This is a genomic window from Nocardioides solisilvae (assembly GCF_003194625.1).
GTDB classification, from domain to species: domain Bacteria; phylum Actinomycetota; class Actinomycetes; order Propionibacteriales; family Nocardioidaceae; genus Nocardioides; species Nocardioides solisilvae.
Genome location: NZ_QHKX01000002.1, coordinates 638991 through 655904, shown reverse-complemented (window position 1 = coordinate 655904; position 16914 = coordinate 638991). Strand labels below are relative to the sequence as shown.

General features: G+C 74.9%; 14 protein-coding genes and 1 pseudogene. 5 read left to right on the top strand and 10 right to left on the bottom strand.

Annotation, left to right across the window (positions count from 1 at the left end; translation table 11 throughout):
* Window positions 1-40: 40 nt before the first annotated feature.
* Window positions 41-1027 (bottom strand): non-homologous end joining protein Ku, encoded by a 987-nt coding sequence (ku, locus tag DNK53_RS09160; RefSeq protein ID WP_110181964.1) that lies wholly within the window; start codon window positions 1025-1027, stop codon window positions 41-43.
* A 91-nt stretch (window positions 1028-1118) separates the two neighbouring features.
* Between ku and ligD (DNK53_RS09155) the strand changes: the two genes are divergently transcribed.
* Both ligD (DNK53_RS09155) and ligD (DNK53_RS09150) read left to right on the top strand, forming a co-directional pair.
* Window positions 1119-2036, top strand: a complete 918-nt coding sequence (gene ligD, locus DNK53_RS09155; RefSeq protein WP_239456495.1) for a non-homologous end-joining DNA ligase — start codon at window positions 1119-1121, stop codon at window positions 2034-2036.
* A gap of 89 nt (window positions 2037-2125) precedes the next feature.
* Window positions 2126-3040, top strand: coding sequence for a non-homologous end-joining DNA ligase (gene ligD / locus DNK53_RS09150; RefSeq protein WP_110181962.1), 915 nt, complete (start codon window positions 2126-2128; stop codon window positions 3038-3040).
* A 71-nt stretch (window positions 3041-3111) separates the two neighbouring features.
* On the opposite strand, the gene DNK53_RS09145 is transcribed toward ligD (DNK53_RS09150), so the two are convergent.
* From DNK53_RS09145 to DNK53_RS09130, 4 genes are all read right to left on the bottom strand, one after another.
* Window positions 3112-4440 carry an exopolysaccharide biosynthesis polyprenyl glycosylphosphotransferase gene (locus DNK53_RS09145; protein ID WP_162599853.1) on the bottom strand — a complete coding sequence of 443 codons (1329 nt, stop codon included), beginning with the start codon at window positions 4438-4440 and terminating at the stop codon, window positions 3112-3114.
* 173 nt (window positions 4441-4613) lie between these two features.
* Entirely contained in the window at window positions 4614-5186 is a 573-nt protein-coding gene (locus tag DNK53_RS09140) for a glycosyltransferase (protein WP_162599852.1), read from the bottom strand.
* Between the two features lie 2 nt (window positions 5187-5188).
* Window positions 5189-5638 (bottom strand): PssD/Cps14F family polysaccharide biosynthesis glycosyltransferase, encoded by a 450-nt coding sequence (pssD, locus tag DNK53_RS09135; protein ID WP_110181959.1) that lies wholly within the window; start codon window positions 5636-5638, stop codon window positions 5189-5191.
* Window positions 5639-5799: 161 nt separating this feature from the next.
* Window positions 5800-6459, bottom strand: coding sequence for a response regulator (locus DNK53_RS09130; protein ID WP_239456444.1), 660 nt, complete (start codon window positions 6457-6459; stop codon window positions 5800-5802).
* A 284-nt stretch (window positions 6460-6743) separates the two neighbouring features.
* Between DNK53_RS09130 and DNK53_RS09125 the strand changes: the two genes are divergently transcribed.
* The gene (locus tag DNK53_RS09125; protein ID WP_110181958.1) at window positions 6744-8186 is read left to right on the top strand and encodes a hypothetical protein; all 1443 of its coding nucleotides are present in this window, start codon (window positions 6744-6746) and stop codon (window positions 8184-8186) included.
* Window positions 8183-9151: pseudogene (locus DNK53_RS18485) on the top strand (lipopolysaccharide biosynthesis protein); the annotation flags it as partial. The gene DNK53_RS09125 and the pseudogene DNK53_RS18485, both read left to right, overlap by 4 nt.
* Window positions 9152-9201: 50 nt before the next feature.
* Here DNK53_RS18485 and DNK53_RS18545 read toward each other — a convergent pair.
* Window positions 9202-9432: a hypothetical protein gene (locus tag DNK53_RS18545; protein WP_239456443.1), complete on the bottom strand. Its 231-nt coding sequence runs from the start codon at window positions 9430-9432 to the stop codon at window positions 9202-9204.
* Window positions 9433-10005: 573 nt separating this feature from the next.
* On the opposite strand from DNK53_RS18545, the gene DNK53_RS09110 reads away from it, so the two are divergent.
* Window positions 10006-10662 (top strand): sulfotransferase, encoded by a 657-nt coding sequence (locus tag DNK53_RS09110; protein ID WP_110181957.1) that lies wholly within the window; start codon window positions 10006-10008, stop codon window positions 10660-10662.
* Here the strand turns inward: DNK53_RS09110 and DNK53_RS09105 are convergent.
* The 4 genes from DNK53_RS09105 to DNK53_RS09090 form a co-directional block, all read right to left on the bottom strand.
* On the bottom strand, window positions 10566-11762 hold the full coding sequence (locus tag DNK53_RS09105) for a phosphotransferase (RefSeq protein ID WP_162599851.1): 1197 nt from the start codon (window positions 11760-11762) through the stop codon (window positions 10566-10568). The genes DNK53_RS09110 and DNK53_RS09105 overlap by 97 nt on opposite strands.
* Before the next feature lie 109 nt (window positions 11763-11871).
* Entirely contained in the window at window positions 11872-13425 is a 1554-nt protein-coding gene (locus tag DNK53_RS09100) for a glycoside hydrolase family 26 protein (protein ID WP_110181955.1), read from the bottom strand.
* Between the two features lie 257 nt (window positions 13426-13682).
* Window positions 13683-14594: a glycosyltransferase family 2 protein gene (locus DNK53_RS09095; protein ID WP_110181954.1), complete on the bottom strand. Its 912-nt coding sequence runs from the start codon at window positions 14592-14594 to the stop codon at window positions 13683-13685.
* Window positions 14587-16830, bottom strand: coding sequence for a GumC domain-containing protein (locus DNK53_RS09090; protein ID WP_162599850.1), 2244 nt, complete (start codon window positions 16828-16830; stop codon window positions 14587-14589). Before DNK53_RS09090 ends, DNK53_RS09095 begins: the two co-directional genes overlap by 8 nt.
* Window positions 16831-16914 lie beyond the last annotated feature (84 nt).

Sequence of the window (16914 nt, the reverse complement as noted above, 5' to 3'; positions counted from 1 at the left end):
CGGTGCGTCGGGACCACCACGATCCGTGCGACGCGTGGCGTCAGCTGGCCTTCTTCGCCGGGGCCTTCCGGGTCGTCGACTTCTTGGTGGTGCTCTTCTTCGCGGCGGTCTTCTTCGCCGGGGTGGACTTCTTGGCGGCGGTCTTCTTCGTGGCCGCCTTGCTGGCGGCGGCCTTCCGGGGCGCGGTCTTCTTCGCGGGCTTGTCCTCGGCGGGCTCCTCCTCGGCGGGCTCCTCCTCGGCGGGGACCGCCTCGCCCCGCGCCTGCTTGGCGGCGGCGACGGACTTCTGCAGCGCGGCCAGCAGGTCGACGACCTCCCCCGAGCTCTTGGTCGAGGTGGTGGTCCGCTGCACCTCGCCGCCCTCGATCTTGGACTTGACCAGCGCCTCCACCGCCTCGGCGTAGTCGTCCTCGAACTCGTCGGGGTCGAAGTCGCCGGCGAGCGTCTCGACCAGCATCTGCGCCATCTTGACCTCGCCGGGCTTCACGTCGCCCGCGTCGACCGAGAAGTCGGGGGTGCGGATCTCGTCGGGCCACATCATCGTCTGGAGCACGATGACGTCGTCTCGCACGCGCAGCACCGCGACCGAGGTGCGCTGGCGCAGGGCCACCGTCACCACCGCCATCCGGTCGGCCTCGAGGAGGGCCTGGCGGAGCAGGGCGTAGGGCTTCGCGCCGCTCTTCTCCGGCTCGAGGTAGTAGCTCTTCTCGAAGAGCATGGGGTCGATCTGGTCGCTGGGCACGAACTTCTCGACCGCGATCTCGCGGGAGGAGGTCAGCGGGAGCTGCGCCATGTCGTCGTCGTCCAGGACGACCATCTCGCCGTCCTCGGTCTCGTAGCCCTTGGCGATGTCGGCGTAGGCGACCTCCTCGCCGTCGATCGCGCAGACGCGCTGGTACTTGATCCGCCCGCCGTCCTTGGCGTGCACCTGCCGGAAGGAGACGTCGTGGGACTCGGTGGCCGAGTAGAGCTTCACCGGCACGTTGACCAGCCCGAAGGAGACCGAGCCCTTCCAGATCGCGCGCATGCCGACTCCTCTCGCTGCTGCGACGACCCCCGCCGCTCACCCAGTATCGCCATCCTTACCCGCTGTCCGCGAGGATGAACCGGTGCGTCCCATGCTCGCGACCCGCGGCGACCGGCTCCCGGCCGGCGCCGAGTGGTGCCACGAGGTGAAGTGGGACGGGATGCGGGTGCTGGCCGAGGTGACCTCCGGGCGCGCCCGGCTCTGGTCGCGCAACGAGAACGACGTGACCGTCTCCTTCCCCGAGCTCGCCGGCCTCGACGTCCCCGACGGGCTGCTCGACGGCGAGGTGGTGGCCCTGGACGCGGGCCGTCCGAGCTTCGGCGCGCTGGCCGAGCGCATGCACCAGCGCAACGCCCGGCGGGCGGCGGCGCTGGCGGAGTCCCGCCCGGTCACCCTGCTCGTCTTCGACCTGCTCCGCGAGGGCGACCGCGACCTCACCGGGCTGCCGCTGGAGCAGCGTCGCGCCCGCCTCGAGCGGCTCGACCCGGCGACGGCCAGCTGCCAGGTGCCGGCGGCGTACGACGACGGCGAGATGCTGCTGGAGGCCACCCGGCAGCAGCAGCTGGAGGGGGTGGTGAGCAAGCGGCTCTCCTCCCGCTACGTGCCCGGCGCGCGGTCGCCGCACTGGCTGAAGTTCCCCCACCGCCCGCGCAGCTCGTGGGTGGTGGGCGGGTGGCGCCCCGAGACCGGGTCGACGGACCGGGTGGGCGCCGTCCTGGTGGGGGAGGTGACCCCGGCGGGGCTGGTCTTCCGCGGGCGGGTCGGCAGCGGGATCGCCGGCCGGACCGCCCCGGTGCTGCGCGCGCTGCTGGCTCCGCTGGCCGCCGAGCGGTCGCCCTTCGTGGACCCCGTGCCGCGCGTGGACGCCGTGGGGACCCGGTGGGTGCGACCCGAGCTGGTCGTCGACGTCGAGTCGCTGGGCTTCTCCCACCACGACCGGCTCCGGCAGCCGTCGTTCCGGGGGGTCCGCACCGACCTCACGCCGGCGGACCTCGCGGGCGGGGAGTGACGGGTGGGCACGGACGGGGTGGGCACGGACAGGGTGGGCACGGACAGGGTGGGCACGGACGGGGTGGGCACGGACGGGGAGGAGAGCCGGTGAGCGAGGTGCACGTCGAGGTCGACGGTCGGACCCTGCGGCTGAGCAACCTGGAGAAGGTGCTCTACCCGAGCACTGGCACCACCAAGGGGGAGGTGCTCCACTACTACGCGCAGGTGGCACCGGCCCTGCTGCCGCACCTGGCGGGCCGCTGCGTCACCCGGATCCGCTGGCCGCACGGCGTCCAGGACGGCAGCTTCTTCGAGAAGAACGTGCCGGCGCGCACCCCGTCGTGGGTCCGGACCGCCGAGGTCCCCACCACCGGCTCCCGCGCGGGCGCGGACGCGTCGGGCACCCTCGTCTTCCCCGTGGTCGACGACCTCGCCACCCTCACCTGGCTGGTCAACCTCGCCGCGCTCGAGCTGCACGTCCACCAGTGGCTCGTCTCCGACGAGGGCGAGCCGCTGGGACCCGACCGGGTGGTCATCGACCTGGACCCGGGCGAGCCGGCCGGGCTGCACGAGTGCGCCAGGGTCGCGCTCCTGGTGCGCGAGTCGCTGGCCGGGCGACGGCTCGCCTGCAGCCCGGTGCTGAGCGGCAGCAAGGGCATCCACCTGTACGCCGGCCTCGACCGGTCGGCGTCCGGGCTCGACAGCGACGCCACCACGGCGCTCGCCAAGGAGGTCGCCGAGGAGCTCCAGCGCGAGCACGGAGATCTCGTCACGGCCACCATGACCAAGTCCCGCCGCTCCGGGAAGGTCTTCCTGGACTGGTCGCAGAACTCCGGCTCCAAGACGACGGTCTCGCCCTACTCGCTGCGGGGCCGGGAGCGACCCACCGTCGCCGCCCCCGTCACCTGGGCCGAGGTCGAGGCCGGTGCCGAGGACCCGCTCGCCCTCGAGCAGCTGGACCCCGAGACGGTGCTCGCCCGCCTCGACGAGCACGGCGACCTCTTCGACCCGTGGGGCGGGTAGCGGCGCGCCGCACGACAGCAGCAGCTCAGCAGCAGCAGCAGCAGCAGGGTTCAGCGGGATTCAGCAGGGGATCAGTAGGCGCCCTGCTGGCTCACCACGGCCCGGACGGTGCGCAGCACGATCCCGAGGTCGAGCGCGAGCGACCAGTTGTCGACGTACCGCAGGTCGATCCGCTGGCTCTCCTCCCAGGAGAGGTCGGAGCGTCCGGAGACCTGCCAGAGGCCGGTCAGCCCCGGCTTCACCGCGAGGCGCCGGTGGGCGTCGGCGGGGTAGACCGCGACCTCGCTGGGCAGCGCCGGGCGCGGTCCGACCAGGGCCATGTCGCCACGGACCACGTTCCACAGCTGGGGCAGCTCGTCGAGAGAGCAGCGGCGCAGGACCCGCCCGACCCGGGTGATCCGCGGGTCGTGGCGCATCTTGAACAGGACCTCGTCGGCCTCGTTGAGGTCGGTCATGTCCGCGAGCCGCTCCTCGGCGTCGGCGTGCATGGTGCGCAGCTTGAGCAGCACGAACTCGCGCCCGTCACGGCCCACGCGCACCTGCCGGAAGATCGCGTGCCCGCCGCCGTCGGCGCGCACGGCCAGCGCCAGGAGGGCGAGCAGGGGCGCCAGCAGCAGCAGGGCGAGGGCGGCGAAGCAGCGCTCCCACAGCTCCTTGACCACGCGCCGGAGCGGGGCGGGCGCCGAGGCCCGGACCTTGACGAGCCGGGCGGAGCCGGCCCTGGTGACCCGGGTCCGGACCGGCGCGGTGTCGACGAGGCCGAAGTCGACGAAGAGGGTGGCGCCCAGCTTCTCGATCTGCCACCCGAGGCGGCGCAGGTCGTCGGCGGCGAGCGCCGGCCCGGCCAGCGCGACCACGGCGTCTGCGCCGAGCAGGCTCACGGCCGGCCCGACCCGCTCGAGGCCGTGGGTGACCTGGGCGCCCGGGAAGTCGGCCGTCGTGGCGGCCACCAACGGGGCGGGGTCGTCGACGGCGTCGGTGAGGCAGATGCCGGTCACCGCGAACCGCTCGCCGCCGTCGCGGGCGAGCTCGTGGACGACCCGGCCGACCTGCGCCGCCGAGCCGACGAGGACCGCCCCGGTCGCCGTCTCGCCGAGCGTGCGCCGGGCGAGCCGCGGCACCGCGCCGACCGCCGCGCCGACGACGGTGGCCAGGGCGACCCCGGCGGCCAGGTCGTGGCGGGTGAGGGTCACGGGGAGGAAGAAGCCGACCACGGCGCCGAGCCCGAGGGCGCAGGTGCCGACCCGGAGCGCGCCGCGCACCGGGTGGCGTCCGGTGTGGGGCGCCCCGCTGCTGCGGACCACGAGGAGGGCGACCGACCAGAGCAGCACCACGAGCGGGGAGAGGCCGGTGGCCAGCACGAGGGCGGCCGTGAGCGCCAGGACGACGACCCCCACCACGGGGGAGGGGGTGCGGGCGACGACGCGCAGGACCCGGCGATGCCGGTCGGCCGGCGTCGGGGTCGGCGCTGGGGCGGGCGCGGGCGTCGGCGTCGGCGCGGTGGCCGCGGCCCTCTGCCGCCGGGGTCGCGGCGGGACGAGCCCCCGACGCCCAGGAGCGGGGGCCAGGTCGGTCATCGCCGGGGCGCCCCGCCGCGGTGCAGCTGGTCGACGAGCTCGCCGAACCGCACGGTGGTCTCGGCGCGCTGGGTCGGCACGTCTGCCGCGACGCGGCCCATCACCCTCGCCAGGGCGACCGCCTCCCGCAGCTGCTCGAGCGACGTGACCATCCGGATGTCGCCGCGCTCGTCGAGCCGTCGGGCGAAGCGCACCTGGTGGCCGTCGACGTGCTCCCCGTGGGCAGGGTCCCGCGGCACGACGATCGGGATGTGGCGCGCGGCGCGCGCCTCCATGATCAGGCCGGGGCCGCCGTGGGTGACCACGACGTCGACCGAGTCGAGGAGCCGGGTGAGCTCGCGGCCGCCGAGCATCGTGCGGCCGTCGAGACCGTCGCGCAGCTCGGTGGAGCCGTGCTGCACGAACCACGGGTCGGCGCTCTCGGCGGCGAGCGCCGCGGACCACTCGACCAGGCGGTCGAAGGGGTGGTGGTCGGTGCCGAGCAGGACCGCGACCCCGGGACCCGAGGGACTCCTCAGGACGGTCGGCAGGGCTCGCTGCCGCGGGATCCGGATCTGTCGTGAGAGCACGGTCACCACACCTTCCCCAGGAGCACGGAGTCGCGGTAGAGCGCCTCCTGCTCGGGCCATTGCACGAGGAACAGGTCGGTCACCGGGTGGCAGAGCCGGGCGGTGAGCGTCTTGGAGTCGATCCGGTCGAAGACCTCGAGGTAGACGGTCTTCGCCCCCACCACCCGGCGGAGCCAGAAGAAGGGGACGGCGACGCCGGCCCCCGTGGTGAGCACGATGTCCGGGCGGTAGTCGCGCAGCACCCGCCAGGCCAGGATCGTGTTGCGGAACAGGTTGCGCAGGCTGCGGGTGGTGGGGTGGTGCGCGTGCACGACGTCCTCGGCGGCCAGCTTGGTCACGGCGTCCTCCGTGTCGAAGGTCACCCACCGCCGCTCGTGCTGGGTCCACCAGGACTCCAGGCACATGAGCTGGGTGAGGTGGCCCCCGGAGGAGCACACCATGAGGACTCGCATCGACCGCCTTCTTCCCCCCGGGAATCCCTGCGTGACAGGGGCGCCCTGTCGGGCGACGCGCTCACGCTAGGGGGCGCCAGAAGGAGATTCATGCCCGAAATGGGGCATGTGACGTCCGGGCCGGCGATGCATCCCCGGGGCGGGGGAGCGGAGGGTCCCGCTCAGGAGGAGGAGACGGGCGCCGTCCAGCCGGCGTGGTGGGCGAGGCCGACGGCCCCGATCTGCGAGGTCACCTCGAGCTTGGAGAGGATCGACTTCACCTGGGTGCGCACGGTGGCCTCGGAGACGACGCTGTGCTCGGCGATCTGGCGGACCTGGCGGCCGTCCATCAGCTGGCCGAGCACCTCGGCCTCCCGGGCGGTGAGCCGGTTGAGCCGGTCCTGCAGCTCGCTGACCGCGGCCCGCTCCTCCTGCCAGTGGCGGACGAGCTCCTCGCGCTCCTCGACCGGCATCACCGGGCGCCCCTCGCCGATCAGGCGGATGGTCGCGAGGATCTCGTTGAGCGGCGACGTCTTGACCATCACCTTGCGGGCGCCGAGACGGAGGCACTGGCCCCACCGGGCGCGGTCGCTGCTCCCGGTGAGGACGACGACCGCGGTGCCGGCGCGGGCCACCGGCTCGATGAGGCGGCTGCCGTCGGCGTTGCCGAGGTCCAGGTCGAGAAGCAGCACGTGGGGCTGGTGCTTCATCACGGCGGGCAGCAGGCTGGTCGCCTGGTGGAGGTCGGCGGGGAGCGGGACGCGGCGCACCTCGTGGCCCTTGAGCTCGAGCGCGATCTGCAGCGACTCCGCGAACAAGGTGTGGTCCTCGATGACACACACCCTCGATGTGCCTCTCACCGTGTTGCCCTCCAACGTGTCGCCCTGTCGTGTCTCGTCGTCCCGGTGCCTTCGGCACGTGGTCGGGCGTCTCCCTTCAGGGAGGTTACGGCCTGACTTCCACCCCCGTCATCCAGTCTCGGGAATCTCCTGCCTCAATTCAGGCACGTCGCCCGCCGGGGGGTGTCACCAATAGTGGGGAACATCCCGGTCGATCGCTCCGTTCGGGCGCCCCGAGGCCTGAGCATGGCCCCTGACCAGTCAGCAGCTGAGGCGGAGGATGCCGGGTGAGCAGTCCGTACGACCTGTACGCGGAGCCGGAGGACCGGTGGGGCCGCCGCGCCCTGCGGTGGCTGCGGACCGGGACGGCGCTCGCCGTGCTGGTCTGCCTCCTGGGACTGCTGGCCGGCGGGTGGTACGGCAACCGCCGGGCCGCCTACCACGAGGCGACCGCCGTGGTGCTGATCAGCCCGCTGCAGGGCAACGCGTTCAGCCCCGACGGCACGGGGAGCAGCCTGGTCAACCTGGAGACGGAGGCGCAGCTGGTGCGCTCCAACACGGTCGCCGACGACGTCCTCGTCGACCTGGGCCTCGACCTGACGCCGACCGAGCTGCTCGAGCAGGTCGACGTGGAGGTCCCGACCAACACGCAGATCGTGCGGATCAGCGCCGTCGACCGCGACCCCGACCAGGCGCTGGCCACCGCGCAGGCCTTCGCCGAGTCCTACCTCGACTTCCGCCGCGGCCGGGCGCTGGCCGCCGCCAGCGCGCTGGCCGAGCAGGTCGGCGAGCAGATCGCCGAGCGGCAGCAGGAGCTGAACCGCAAGTCGGCCGACCTCGCGACCGAGCCCCCGAACTCGCCCGGCTCCCTCCTGCTGCGCCAGCAGATCCTCGACGTCAACACCCAGCTCGTCGAGCTGCGTGCCCAGCTCTCGGCGCTGCAGGCATCCCGGGCCGACCCCGGCGAGGTGGTCACGCCGGCTGCCCTCCCGGAGGCCGGGCTCGTCGGGCCGCGCGAGCTCATGGCCGGCCTCGGCCTGCTCGTGGGCCTGGGCGGCAGCCTCGGCGTCGCCGCCGTGCGTGCCCGGCGCGACGGCCGGATCCGGTCGGTCGACGACCTGGCCGAGGTCGGGGTGCCGGTGCTGGGCGAGGTCTCCGACGCCGGTGACGGCGACGACCTGACCACGGCCGGCCTGCGCTCGGGCATCCTGGCCGCGCTCCCGCAGCGGCCGCTCGTCCTCGCGGTGGTCAGCGCCGGCCGCGAGGTGCACGTGGCCGACCCGCTGGCGCGCAGCATGGCGCGGGCCCGCTACGAGGCCGTCCTGGTCGAGCTGACCTCCGGCGCCGGCAACCGCGAGGGCCTCTCCGACCTGGTCCTCGACCGGGTCTCGCCCGACGACGTGCTGGTGCCGGTCACCTCCCACCTCTCGCGGGTGGTGCCGGGCCGGCTGCCCGAGCGGCTCCCCGACCTGCTGGGCTCGCCCGACATGGGGTCGACGCTCGGCGAGCTGGGGAAGCGGTCCGACGTCGTGCTCCTGGACGCGGGCTCGGCCCACGAGCCGTGGAGCCAGGCGGTGGTGCGGCACACCCACGGCGTGCTCCTCGAGGTGCACGCCGACAGCACGCGGCTGCGCGACATCTCGGCGGCTCGCTCGATGATGTGGAGCGCCGGCGGCCAGGTCGTCGGGCTCGTCCTGGTGCACCAGCGCGACGGGGCCCCGGGCCGATGACCGACGCCCGCCACCACCTGCGCCTCGTGGCGCGGGGGGCGAGCCTGACCCTCGTGGGGTCGGCCGTCTCCGCCGCCGCCACGTTCGGCCTGGTGCTGGTGGTCGCGCGGGGCTTCGACGCCGCGACCGGCGGGCTCTTCTTCGCCTCCAGCGCGCTCTTCCTCATCCTCGTCGGCCTCGCCGGGCTCGGCGCCGAGGCGGGCCTGGCCCGCTTCGGGCAGCGGCTCGAGCACGAGGGCAGCGCGGCACAGGTCCGCGGGCTCTTCCGCGCGGTGCTGCGGGGTGTGATGGGCAGCGCCGTGCTGGTGGCCGTGCTGGTCGTGCTGGTCGCCGGGCCGGCGGCCGGCGCGCTGGGCTGGGGTCCCGCGGGCGCGGACCTCCTCCGCCTGGTCGGGGCGGCCGTGCCGCTGGCGGTGCTGGCCGAGCTCGGCCAGGCCGGGACCCGGGCGTTCGGCCGGATGCACGAGACCGTGGTGATCGACCGGATCGGCCGCTCGGTCGCCCAGGTGGGCGGCGTGGCGCTGGCCGGGGCCGCGGGGACGGGGGAGGTCGGGCTGATGGCGGCCTGGCTGGCCTGGTACCCGGTCGCCGCCGTCTGGTCCGTGGTGTCGCTGCGGACCTTCCTCGACCGGCGGCTCGGCCCGGGGGGCGCCGAGCCGCCGGCGCCGGACACGTCGCGCGAGTTCTGGTCGTTCACCTGGCCGCGGGCCCTCTCGGTGCTGGCGCGGCTCGGCATCCAGAAGGTGGACGTCGTCCTCGTCGCCGCGCTGCTCACCCCGCGCGACGCGGCCCTGTACGCCGCCGCGACGCGCTTCGTGGCGCTCGGCCAGGTCGCGTCGACGGCCGTGACCCAGGTGCTCCAGCCGCGCTTCGCCGCGCTCCTCCTGGAGGGCGACCGCGGCCACCTGCGGACCGTCCACCAGACGGCGACGGCCTGGAGCATCCTGCTCTCCTGGCCGCTCTACCTCGTGGTCGGCTGCGCCCCGGCCGCCTACCTGGCCCTCTTCGGCCCCGGCTACGACACCGAGGGCGCACGCTGGGTCGTGGTGGCCATGACGAGCGCGATGCTCCTCGCCGCTGCCACCGGCCCGGTGGACACGCTGCTGGTGATGGCCGGCCGCAGCGCCACCAGCATGGTCAACTCGGTGGCCGCGCTGGCGGTCGACCTGGTGCTCTGCCTGCTGCTGGTTCCGGTGCTCGGGATCCCGGGTGCCGCGCTCGCCTGGGCGGCGGCGGTGCTGGTCAAGGCCGGCCTCGCGGTGCTCTTCGTCCACCGCGACGTGCGGGTGACCGGCACCGGTCCCGTCGTCTGGCTCGCCGGCGGCGTCTGCCTGGTCGCCGTCGCGGTCCCGGTGCTCGCGCTCTCCTCTCTGGGGACCCCCTGGCCGCTGGCCGCCGCCGTGGCGCTGCTCGCCCACCTCGGGCTGGTGCTCGTGCTGCGCCGCCACCTCGGCCTCGACCTGCTCGCCCGACCGGGCGCCCGACAGGAAGGAACCCCGCTCGTGGGACCCAGGAAGCTGACCTCCGCCCTCCGTCGCCGGGCCCCCGAGCCGCTGGTCCGGGCGTTGCGCGGGCTCGTCCTCGCCTGGGGCTGGGTCACGGCCGACCTGCGGATGACCCCCTCGGTGGTGGTGGTCGGCGCCCAGCGCTGCGGCACCACCACGCTCTTCCGGATGCTGGAGTCGCACCCGGTGCTCCTGCGGCCGACGCAGTCAAGGGCACCGGCTACTTCGACGACTTCCACGGGCGGGGCAGCCGCTGGTACCGGGCCCACTTCCCGCTGCGGATCACCGGGCGGCTGCTCGGCGGTCCCGACGCGATGGCGTTCGAGAGCAGCGGCTACTACCTCTTCCACCCGCTGGCGGCGGAGCGCCTCGCGGCCGAGCTCCCCGACGCCCACGTGGTGGTCCTGGTCCGCGACCCGGTCGAGCGCGCGATGTCGGCGCACCGCCACGAGCTGGCCCGCGGGTTCGAGGAGCTCTCCCTGGAGGAGGCGCTCGCCGTGGAGCAGGACCGGCTGGCGGGCGAGGTGGACCGGCTGGCGACGGACCCCGACTACCGCAGCTACACCCACCGGCACCACGGCTACCTCGCCCGCGGGGAGTACGGCGCGCAGGTCGGGCGCTTCGTGGACGCGCTGGGGGCCGACCGGGTGCACGTCGTCGACGCCGACGCCTTCTTCGCCGACCCGGCGCGCGAGTTCGCCGACCTGCAGCGACGGCTGGGGATCCCCGTCTACCTGCCCGAGCGGGTCGAGCGCTGGAACGCCCGGCCCGGCGGCCCGCGGCTGCCGCAGCAGCGCCGCGAGCTGCTGCTGCGCCACTTCGAGTCCTCCGACGCCCAGCTCGAGGCCTACCTGGGCCGGCCGCCCGCCTGGCGTCAGCGGTCGGCGAGCAACGACTCCAGCGCCTCGAGCGTGGCGAGCGCGCGCGGCACCACGAGCGCCCCGCCGGGCGCCGCCGACATCTCGAGGTAGCGCGCGGTCACGGCGACGAGGTAGGCGGCCTCGACGGCGCCCGCGCCACCCAGCGCCTCGCGGACGACCCGCGCGCTGGTGCCGAGCCGGCGGGTGGCCGCGTTGACGGCGAAGTGCACGGCGTCCAGCCCGGCGGGCACCCCGGTCTCGAACCGCTCCCAGTCCCAGACGAGCAGGGCCGGCCCCCCGTCCCGGCCGCGTCCCGGCGCCATGTTCCACGGCGTCCAGTCGCCGTGCCAGGCGCTGACCGGCAGGGGCCCCGGCCAGCGTGCGGCGACGCGGTCCGCCGCGCGGACCAGCCGGTCGGTCGTGGCCCGGTCGGGCGCCGTCCGGGCCCGGTCGAGCAGCCCGGCCCACCACGGCAGGGCGGTCAGCGGGCGGGCGTCCTCGGCGTACGCCGTCGTCAGCTCGGCCGCCGCCCGCCCCAGCAGCCCGGGCCGACGCGCGAGCGCCGCCACGGGGCCGACGCGCAGGTCCTCCTGGACCAGCACGTCGACGTCGCGCCAGGTGCCGGCGTGCAGCAGGGCCGGCGCCCGCAGCGTGGTGAGGTCGGCGCCGGCGAGGACGCGCAGCGCCGCCGTCTCCTCGCGGACGTGCCGGGCCGCGGTGGGGGAGTCGCCCAGCTTGGCGAAGCCCAGGGTGCGCCCGCGCGGGTCGAAGAGCTGGAGCACCGGCTTGCGGTTCACCCGGGCGGGGCCCACCCCGAGGCTGAAGGCGGTGGCCGGGACGTCGAGCCAGCGGGCGAGGGCGGCGGCCAGGGACTCGTCGGCGTCGCGGGCCGCGGGGGCGCGGTGCACGCGCAGCCGGTCGGCGAGCAGCCGGGTGCCGCCGGCCTGCAGCACGGCCGAGGCCAGGGCCCGCGCCCCCACCTCGGCCGGCCCGGCGGTCGCGCTCCAGCGCCGCACGGAGCCGGCCGCCGCGGCGGGCAGGACGGGGAGCAGCAGGCGCGGCGAACGCGCGTGCGGCAGCAGCAGGAGCTCGGCCTCGGCGGTCGGGTCGGGACGCCGTGCGCGCACGACCTCCGCCGACGCCCCGGGCCAGAGCCGCAGCACGGTGGCACGCAGCAGGTCGAGGACGTCGGCGGAGGGCGGTGCGGTCACGGGAGGAGTCTGGCGCACGGCCCGCGGGCCCGCAGGGGATCGGGACCTCCCGCGGGCCCGCAGGGGATCAGGGGCGGGCGATCAGGGCCGGGCGATCAGGGGCGGGCGATCAGGGGCGGGGGAGGAGCGGCGCGTTGCGCTGCGCCGCCGCGAAGCCCGCGTACTTCTGCGGGGTGGTGATCGGGTAGGAGTTGCCGTAGCTGTTGAGCTCGGTGTTGAAGTAGGTCATCGCCAGGCCGCCGGTCTCGACGAGCTGCTGGTAGGTCCGCTCGATCCAGGCCGGGTCGGCGGCGTGCGCCTCGTCGGTCAGGCCGGTCTCGGCCAGCGCCCAGGTGGTGTTGTTGGCCTTCGCCCAGGCGGCGAACTTGTCGAAGTACGTCGTGCGCATGTCCTCGGTCTTGGTCACCAGGGTGCCGTTGGACCGCTTGGTCATGTGCCAGTTGTAGACGTCGAAGCCGGCCACGTCGACGGTGGTCCTGGGCCACAGGCTCTCCAGGCGGTACTCGGCCGGGCCGTAGAGCTGGTTCCAGCCGGTGGTGATCACGGTGAAGGCGACGTTGGCGGCGGCGTGCCGGACGATCGGGCCGAGCCGCTCCTGCATCGCGGTCCACGCCTTGATGTCGCCGTCCTTCTCGGGCTCGTGGTGGAAGGCCACCCAGACCGGGCCGCCGACCGTCTTGAGCTTGTTGGCGAGGTCGAGGGCCCACGCGTCGCCCTTGCCCGCCGCCATCTCCTCCCAGCTCAGCGGCAGCTTGAAGCTGATCCACGGGAGCCGGCCGGCGGCGATGTCCTCCTGGGCGCGACGCACGGCGCTGTCGACCTGGTGGCCCTGGTAGTAGGTCCGGCGGATGCCGAGACGCTGGCCCGTCGCCGCCTCCATCGGGGCGACGTCGGAGTTCGCGCCGTAGGCGGAGCCCACGTAGGCGCCGCAGGAGGGGATGCCGCGGCTGCTGTAGGTGCAGCCGTTGCTCAGGGTGCCGGCGACGTCCAGCGGACTGGCCGTGGGGGTCGCGGTGGGCGTGGGGGTCGGCGTGGGGGTCGCGGTCGGACGCTTCTTCTTCCCCTGCTTCAGGGCCCTCTTGATCCGCAGCACCTGCACATCGTCCAGCAGCACCCGGTCCTTGCGCGACTGGTGCGTCCGCACCTCGACGCGCACCACCGACGAGCCGGAGGTCCGGGTCACCTTCACGCGGGCCGGTGCCCAGGCCCGGCCGACGCGGACCTTGTCGCGCCGCGTCGCCAGCACCTCGCCGGTGGCGGGCTCGACCTCGCGGACGACGAGCCGCGCGGTCACCCGGCCCCCGGGGGAGCGCAGCCAGGCCGTCACGGCGTGCCGGCTGCCCTCGAGGTCGCGGGCGTGGGCGGTCGAGGCGGCGACCACGAGGCCGGGGGTCCGCGCCTGCAGCCGGGCGGCCCGCCGCGAGCGGCGGCCGTCGGCGACGGTGGTCAGCTGCGCCCGCGAGCTGGTCTCCCACCCGCGGGTGCCGTACTCGAAGGTCTCGTTGAAGAGCGTGCGCGCGGGCTTCGACGCGGCCCGGTGGGCGGCGGTGGCGGCACCCGGGGCGGCGGAGGAGGAGGGGAGTGCGAGCAGGGGACCGGCGGTCATGACGGTCGCCAGGATCGGCAGGAGGGCGCGCTTCAGCGCGTGGCGAGAGTGGGTCACGGGACTGTGCCTTCGTGGGGCCCGGCGAGAGGAGCCGGACGGAGCGGTTCGCGGAAGGAGTGCGGTGGACCGAGAGGAGGGACCCCTCAACCAACACAGCGAACGTACCCCAATTTCGGTAGGCCTGTCCGGCTTCTATCCCCCATTTAGGGTAAGTACCTTGGGTGGTTCAGGGCCACCCGGTCGGGTCCCCCTGCGCCTCCGACGAGGGACCCTGTCGGGGTCGACCGTCCCGGTGCCCGCGCCCCGGGCGTCGCTCAGATGCCGCGGCCGCGGCGGTGGGCCAGGTCCATCAGCCGCGCGGCCGGGACGAGCCGGAGGGCGACCGCGGCCGCCAGGACCGTACGACGCTCCGCGGGGCGGGCGCGCACGGTCCGGCCGATGGCCCGCCAGGTGCCCGGGGCGCGCATCGCCGCCAGGGCGAAGGCGCGCTGGCCGAGCAGCCGCGCCAGGGCGGGACGGTCGGCGTGGAACTCGGGGTGCTTGGCGAGCCAGTAGTCGGTCGCCGCGACGATCGTGGGCCAGCGCTGGGAGAACATCGACTGCCCCCAGGTGACCTCGACCAGGGGCTGCTCGACCACGGCGAAAGAACCGTGCCTGGCCGCCCGGATGATCCAGTCGTAGTCCTCGCCGTGGCTGCCGGGGATCTCCTCGTCCACGAGCCCGATCCCGCCGACGAGAGCCTCGCGGGTGACGACCACGGTGGAGGGGTGGGCCGACATCACGCGGTGCCGCACGAGGCCGGCCAGGGTGAGCTCGCCCCGGGTCGCGACACGCGGCGTGCGGGTCTCGCCGTACGCGACGACGATCCCGGTCACCGAGGTCGGGGCGCCGGTGCGGGCGAGCTCGGCGACCTGCGCCGCCAGCTTGCCCGGGAGCCAGGTGTCGTCGTCGTCGCAGAACGCCACGAGCGGCGCCGAGCCGAGGAGGACCCCGGTGTTGCGCGCCCCCGCCAGCCCCGGCGTCCGGGTGTTGACCACCGGGTGCACCGGGCGGAGGGGGTCGTCGGAGGCGAGCGTCGGGTCGACGTCGCTCTGGTCGAAGACCACCCACGTGCGCACCACGCCGGGGTGCTCCTGCGCCACGATCGCCCGCAGGGCGCGCGCCAGCAGCTCGGGCCGGTGACGGGTGGCGATCACCACGTCGACGTCGGGCCACGCGTCAGTCACGTCGTCTCCTCGCGAGGGTCGTCCGGCTGCCCGGGCGCTCGCCCGGACGCGCCGGTCCGCGGGGGCGGGGCGGCACCAGGGTGACAAGGATGACACCCACGAGCAGGCCGACGGCGGCCGAGGAGACGGTGAGCAGCTCGTAGTCGCGCCGTCCGGGCTCCGGGTCGACGGTCCGCACCACCTCGCCCACGGCGCGGCGGTCGGTCTCCAGCTGCGTGATCGCGTCGGTGAGCGCCTCCCGCTCGGCGATCGGGGCCGAGGTGCCCTGCAGCTCGCGCAGCTCCTCGCGCAGCTGGGCGACCACGTCCTCGCGCCGCTGCTCCAGGTACTCCTCGCGGGTCTCCAGGTAGGAGCTGCTCACCGCGGTCGCCAGTCCCGGGATCTCGTCGGGGTCGGGCCAGCGCACGTGCATCACCAGGACGCTCGAGTTGGGCTGGCCGGTGACCCCGAGCCCGGCCCGCAGCTGCCGGGGCGTGGAGTCGACCGAGCGGGCCGCGGCCTCCAGCGTCGTCTCCGACATCAGCAGGGCGGCCTCGGTGTCGACCGTGATCTCCTGCGGAGGTCGCCGCAGGGCGTCGACCTCCTCGGCGGTGTCCACCTCGGTCTCGAGGTAGACCGGCGCCGGGGTGATCGCCAGGAAGACCCGCGCGACGTGGTCGGGGGCGGGGGCGAGGAGGGCCAGGACCAGCCCCACGACGGCGCCGGCCGCCGAGGTGGCGACCAGGACCGGCAGCCCGCGCCGCACCTCGGCGACGAGCCGCGGCAGCGTGGTGAGCAGGCGCGGCGGCCCGCTGCCCTCGGTCTCGCGCCGCTCCCGCGCGACGAGCCCGATGGCGAGCATCAGCACCATGAGGGGGAGCCCGAGGGTGTCGTAGACGGGCAGCTGGAGCAGGAAGAAGGCGATGGCGAAGGTGCACACCGCCTCGTTGACCGTCCGGCAGCGCCACGCCCGCACCAGGGCCAGCAGGACGAAGAGGAGGAAGAAGGCCAGTCCCGGCCAGCCCTGGGAGAAGAGCACCATCCACAGCAGGCCCTGGGTGCCCAGCGGGGGGACCCCGCACCCGGGGCAGTCGGGTGTCGATCCGCCGGTGATGGAGGCGAAGCTGCCCTGCACGTCCCGGGTGCCGCCGAACCCCAGGACGGGGGAGCCCTGCGACACCGACTCGGTGGTGAGGGTCAGCAGCCCGCCCCGCCGGTCGTTGCTGTGCTGGTTGTCCATCCGGTCGGTGACCAGCTCGCCGAGCGGCGTCGCGAGCACCGTGAGCAGGCCGATTCCCGCCAGCACGCCGCACGCGACGAGGAGCGCGGGCCGCCCCTTCGCCGCGGCCAGCACCGCCAGGCCCACGCCGCCCAGGGCCAGGGCGCCCCACAGGCCCCGGTTGAGCGAGTAGAGCACCGGGGGGAGTGCGGCCGCGACGGCGACCAGGGCCACGAGTGACCAGCAGACCCGGGAACGGCCGCGGGCCCGGGCCAGCCAGCCGCCGACGAAGACCAGCGACATCGCCATGACGCTGCCCCAGGTGTTGGTGTAGGCGAACGGCGCCTTGGGGCGGGTGCCCTCGGTCCCCAGCACCGTCTGCACGTCGGCGACCTGCAGGTGGACCAGCGACTGGACGAACGTGTTGCCGGCGACCTGGGGCGGCAGCACCCTCTCGAACGGGGTCACCAGCTCGAGCGTGGGGACGGCGAGCGCCAGCAGCCCGCCGACCGTGCTGACGAGGAACATCCACGCCACCGAGCCGTGCACGAGCCGGTCGGGGACCGCCTTGCGGGGCATCGTGCAGATCCAGACCAGCGCGACCGTGCAGGCGACGTACCAGGAGAGCTTGAAGCCGAAGACCGCGAGCCGGCCGGGCCCGCCGCCGCCGGGGACGGCCCCGGGGGCGTCGACCCAGAGCATGGCGGCGCCGAGCACCACCCAGACCAGGAAGAGCGCCCACCACCCGAAGCCGCGGGGGAGGTGGACGACGGGCTGGCGCAGCAGCTGGACCGCCATCACCAGGGCGACCAGCAGGGGGACCGTCTCGGCCAGGCCGAGGAGCCACCAGACCGGCCAGCCGAGGAGCATCGCCGCGAGCGGCCAGCCCGCCCCGAGCCGGCGCCACCACGGCCGCCGCCCCTCCGCCGCGCGCGGCGCAGGGCCCACCCGGACGGGCCTGCGGTCGGGCTCGGGAGCGGTCGTCGCAGGGCCCGGGAGAGGCGTCCCCGGGGGCGCCTCACCGAGCACCTGCGTCATGCGGTCCATCAGAAGTCGGGGCCCCTCCGGGGATCGTCATCAATTGAGGGGAAATCATGCCCTCGAACCGTTTCCGGGGCAGTT

Excerpts from the sequence above, each read along its gene's own strand:
- ku (WP_110181964.1), bottom strand. The coding sequence starts at position 1,027 with ATGCGCGCGATCTGGAAGGGCTCGGTCTCCTTCGGGCTGGTCAACGTG.
- DNK53_RS09110 (WP_110181957.1), top strand. The coding sequence starts at position 10,006 with ATGGCGTTCGAGAGCAGCGGCTACTACCTCTTCCACCCGCTGGCGGCG.
- DNK53_RS09090 (WP_162599850.1), bottom strand. The coding sequence starts at position 16,830 with ATGACGCAGGTGCTCGGTGAGGCGCCCCCGGGGACGCCTCTCCCGGGC.
- ligD (WP_239456495.1), top strand. The coding sequence starts at position 1,119 with ATGCTCGCGACCCGCGGCGACCGGCTCCCGGCCGGCGCCGAGTGGTGC.
- pssD (WP_110181959.1), bottom strand. The coding sequence starts at position 5,638 with ATGCGAGTCCTCATGGTGTGCTCCTCCGGGGGCCACCTCACCCAGCTC.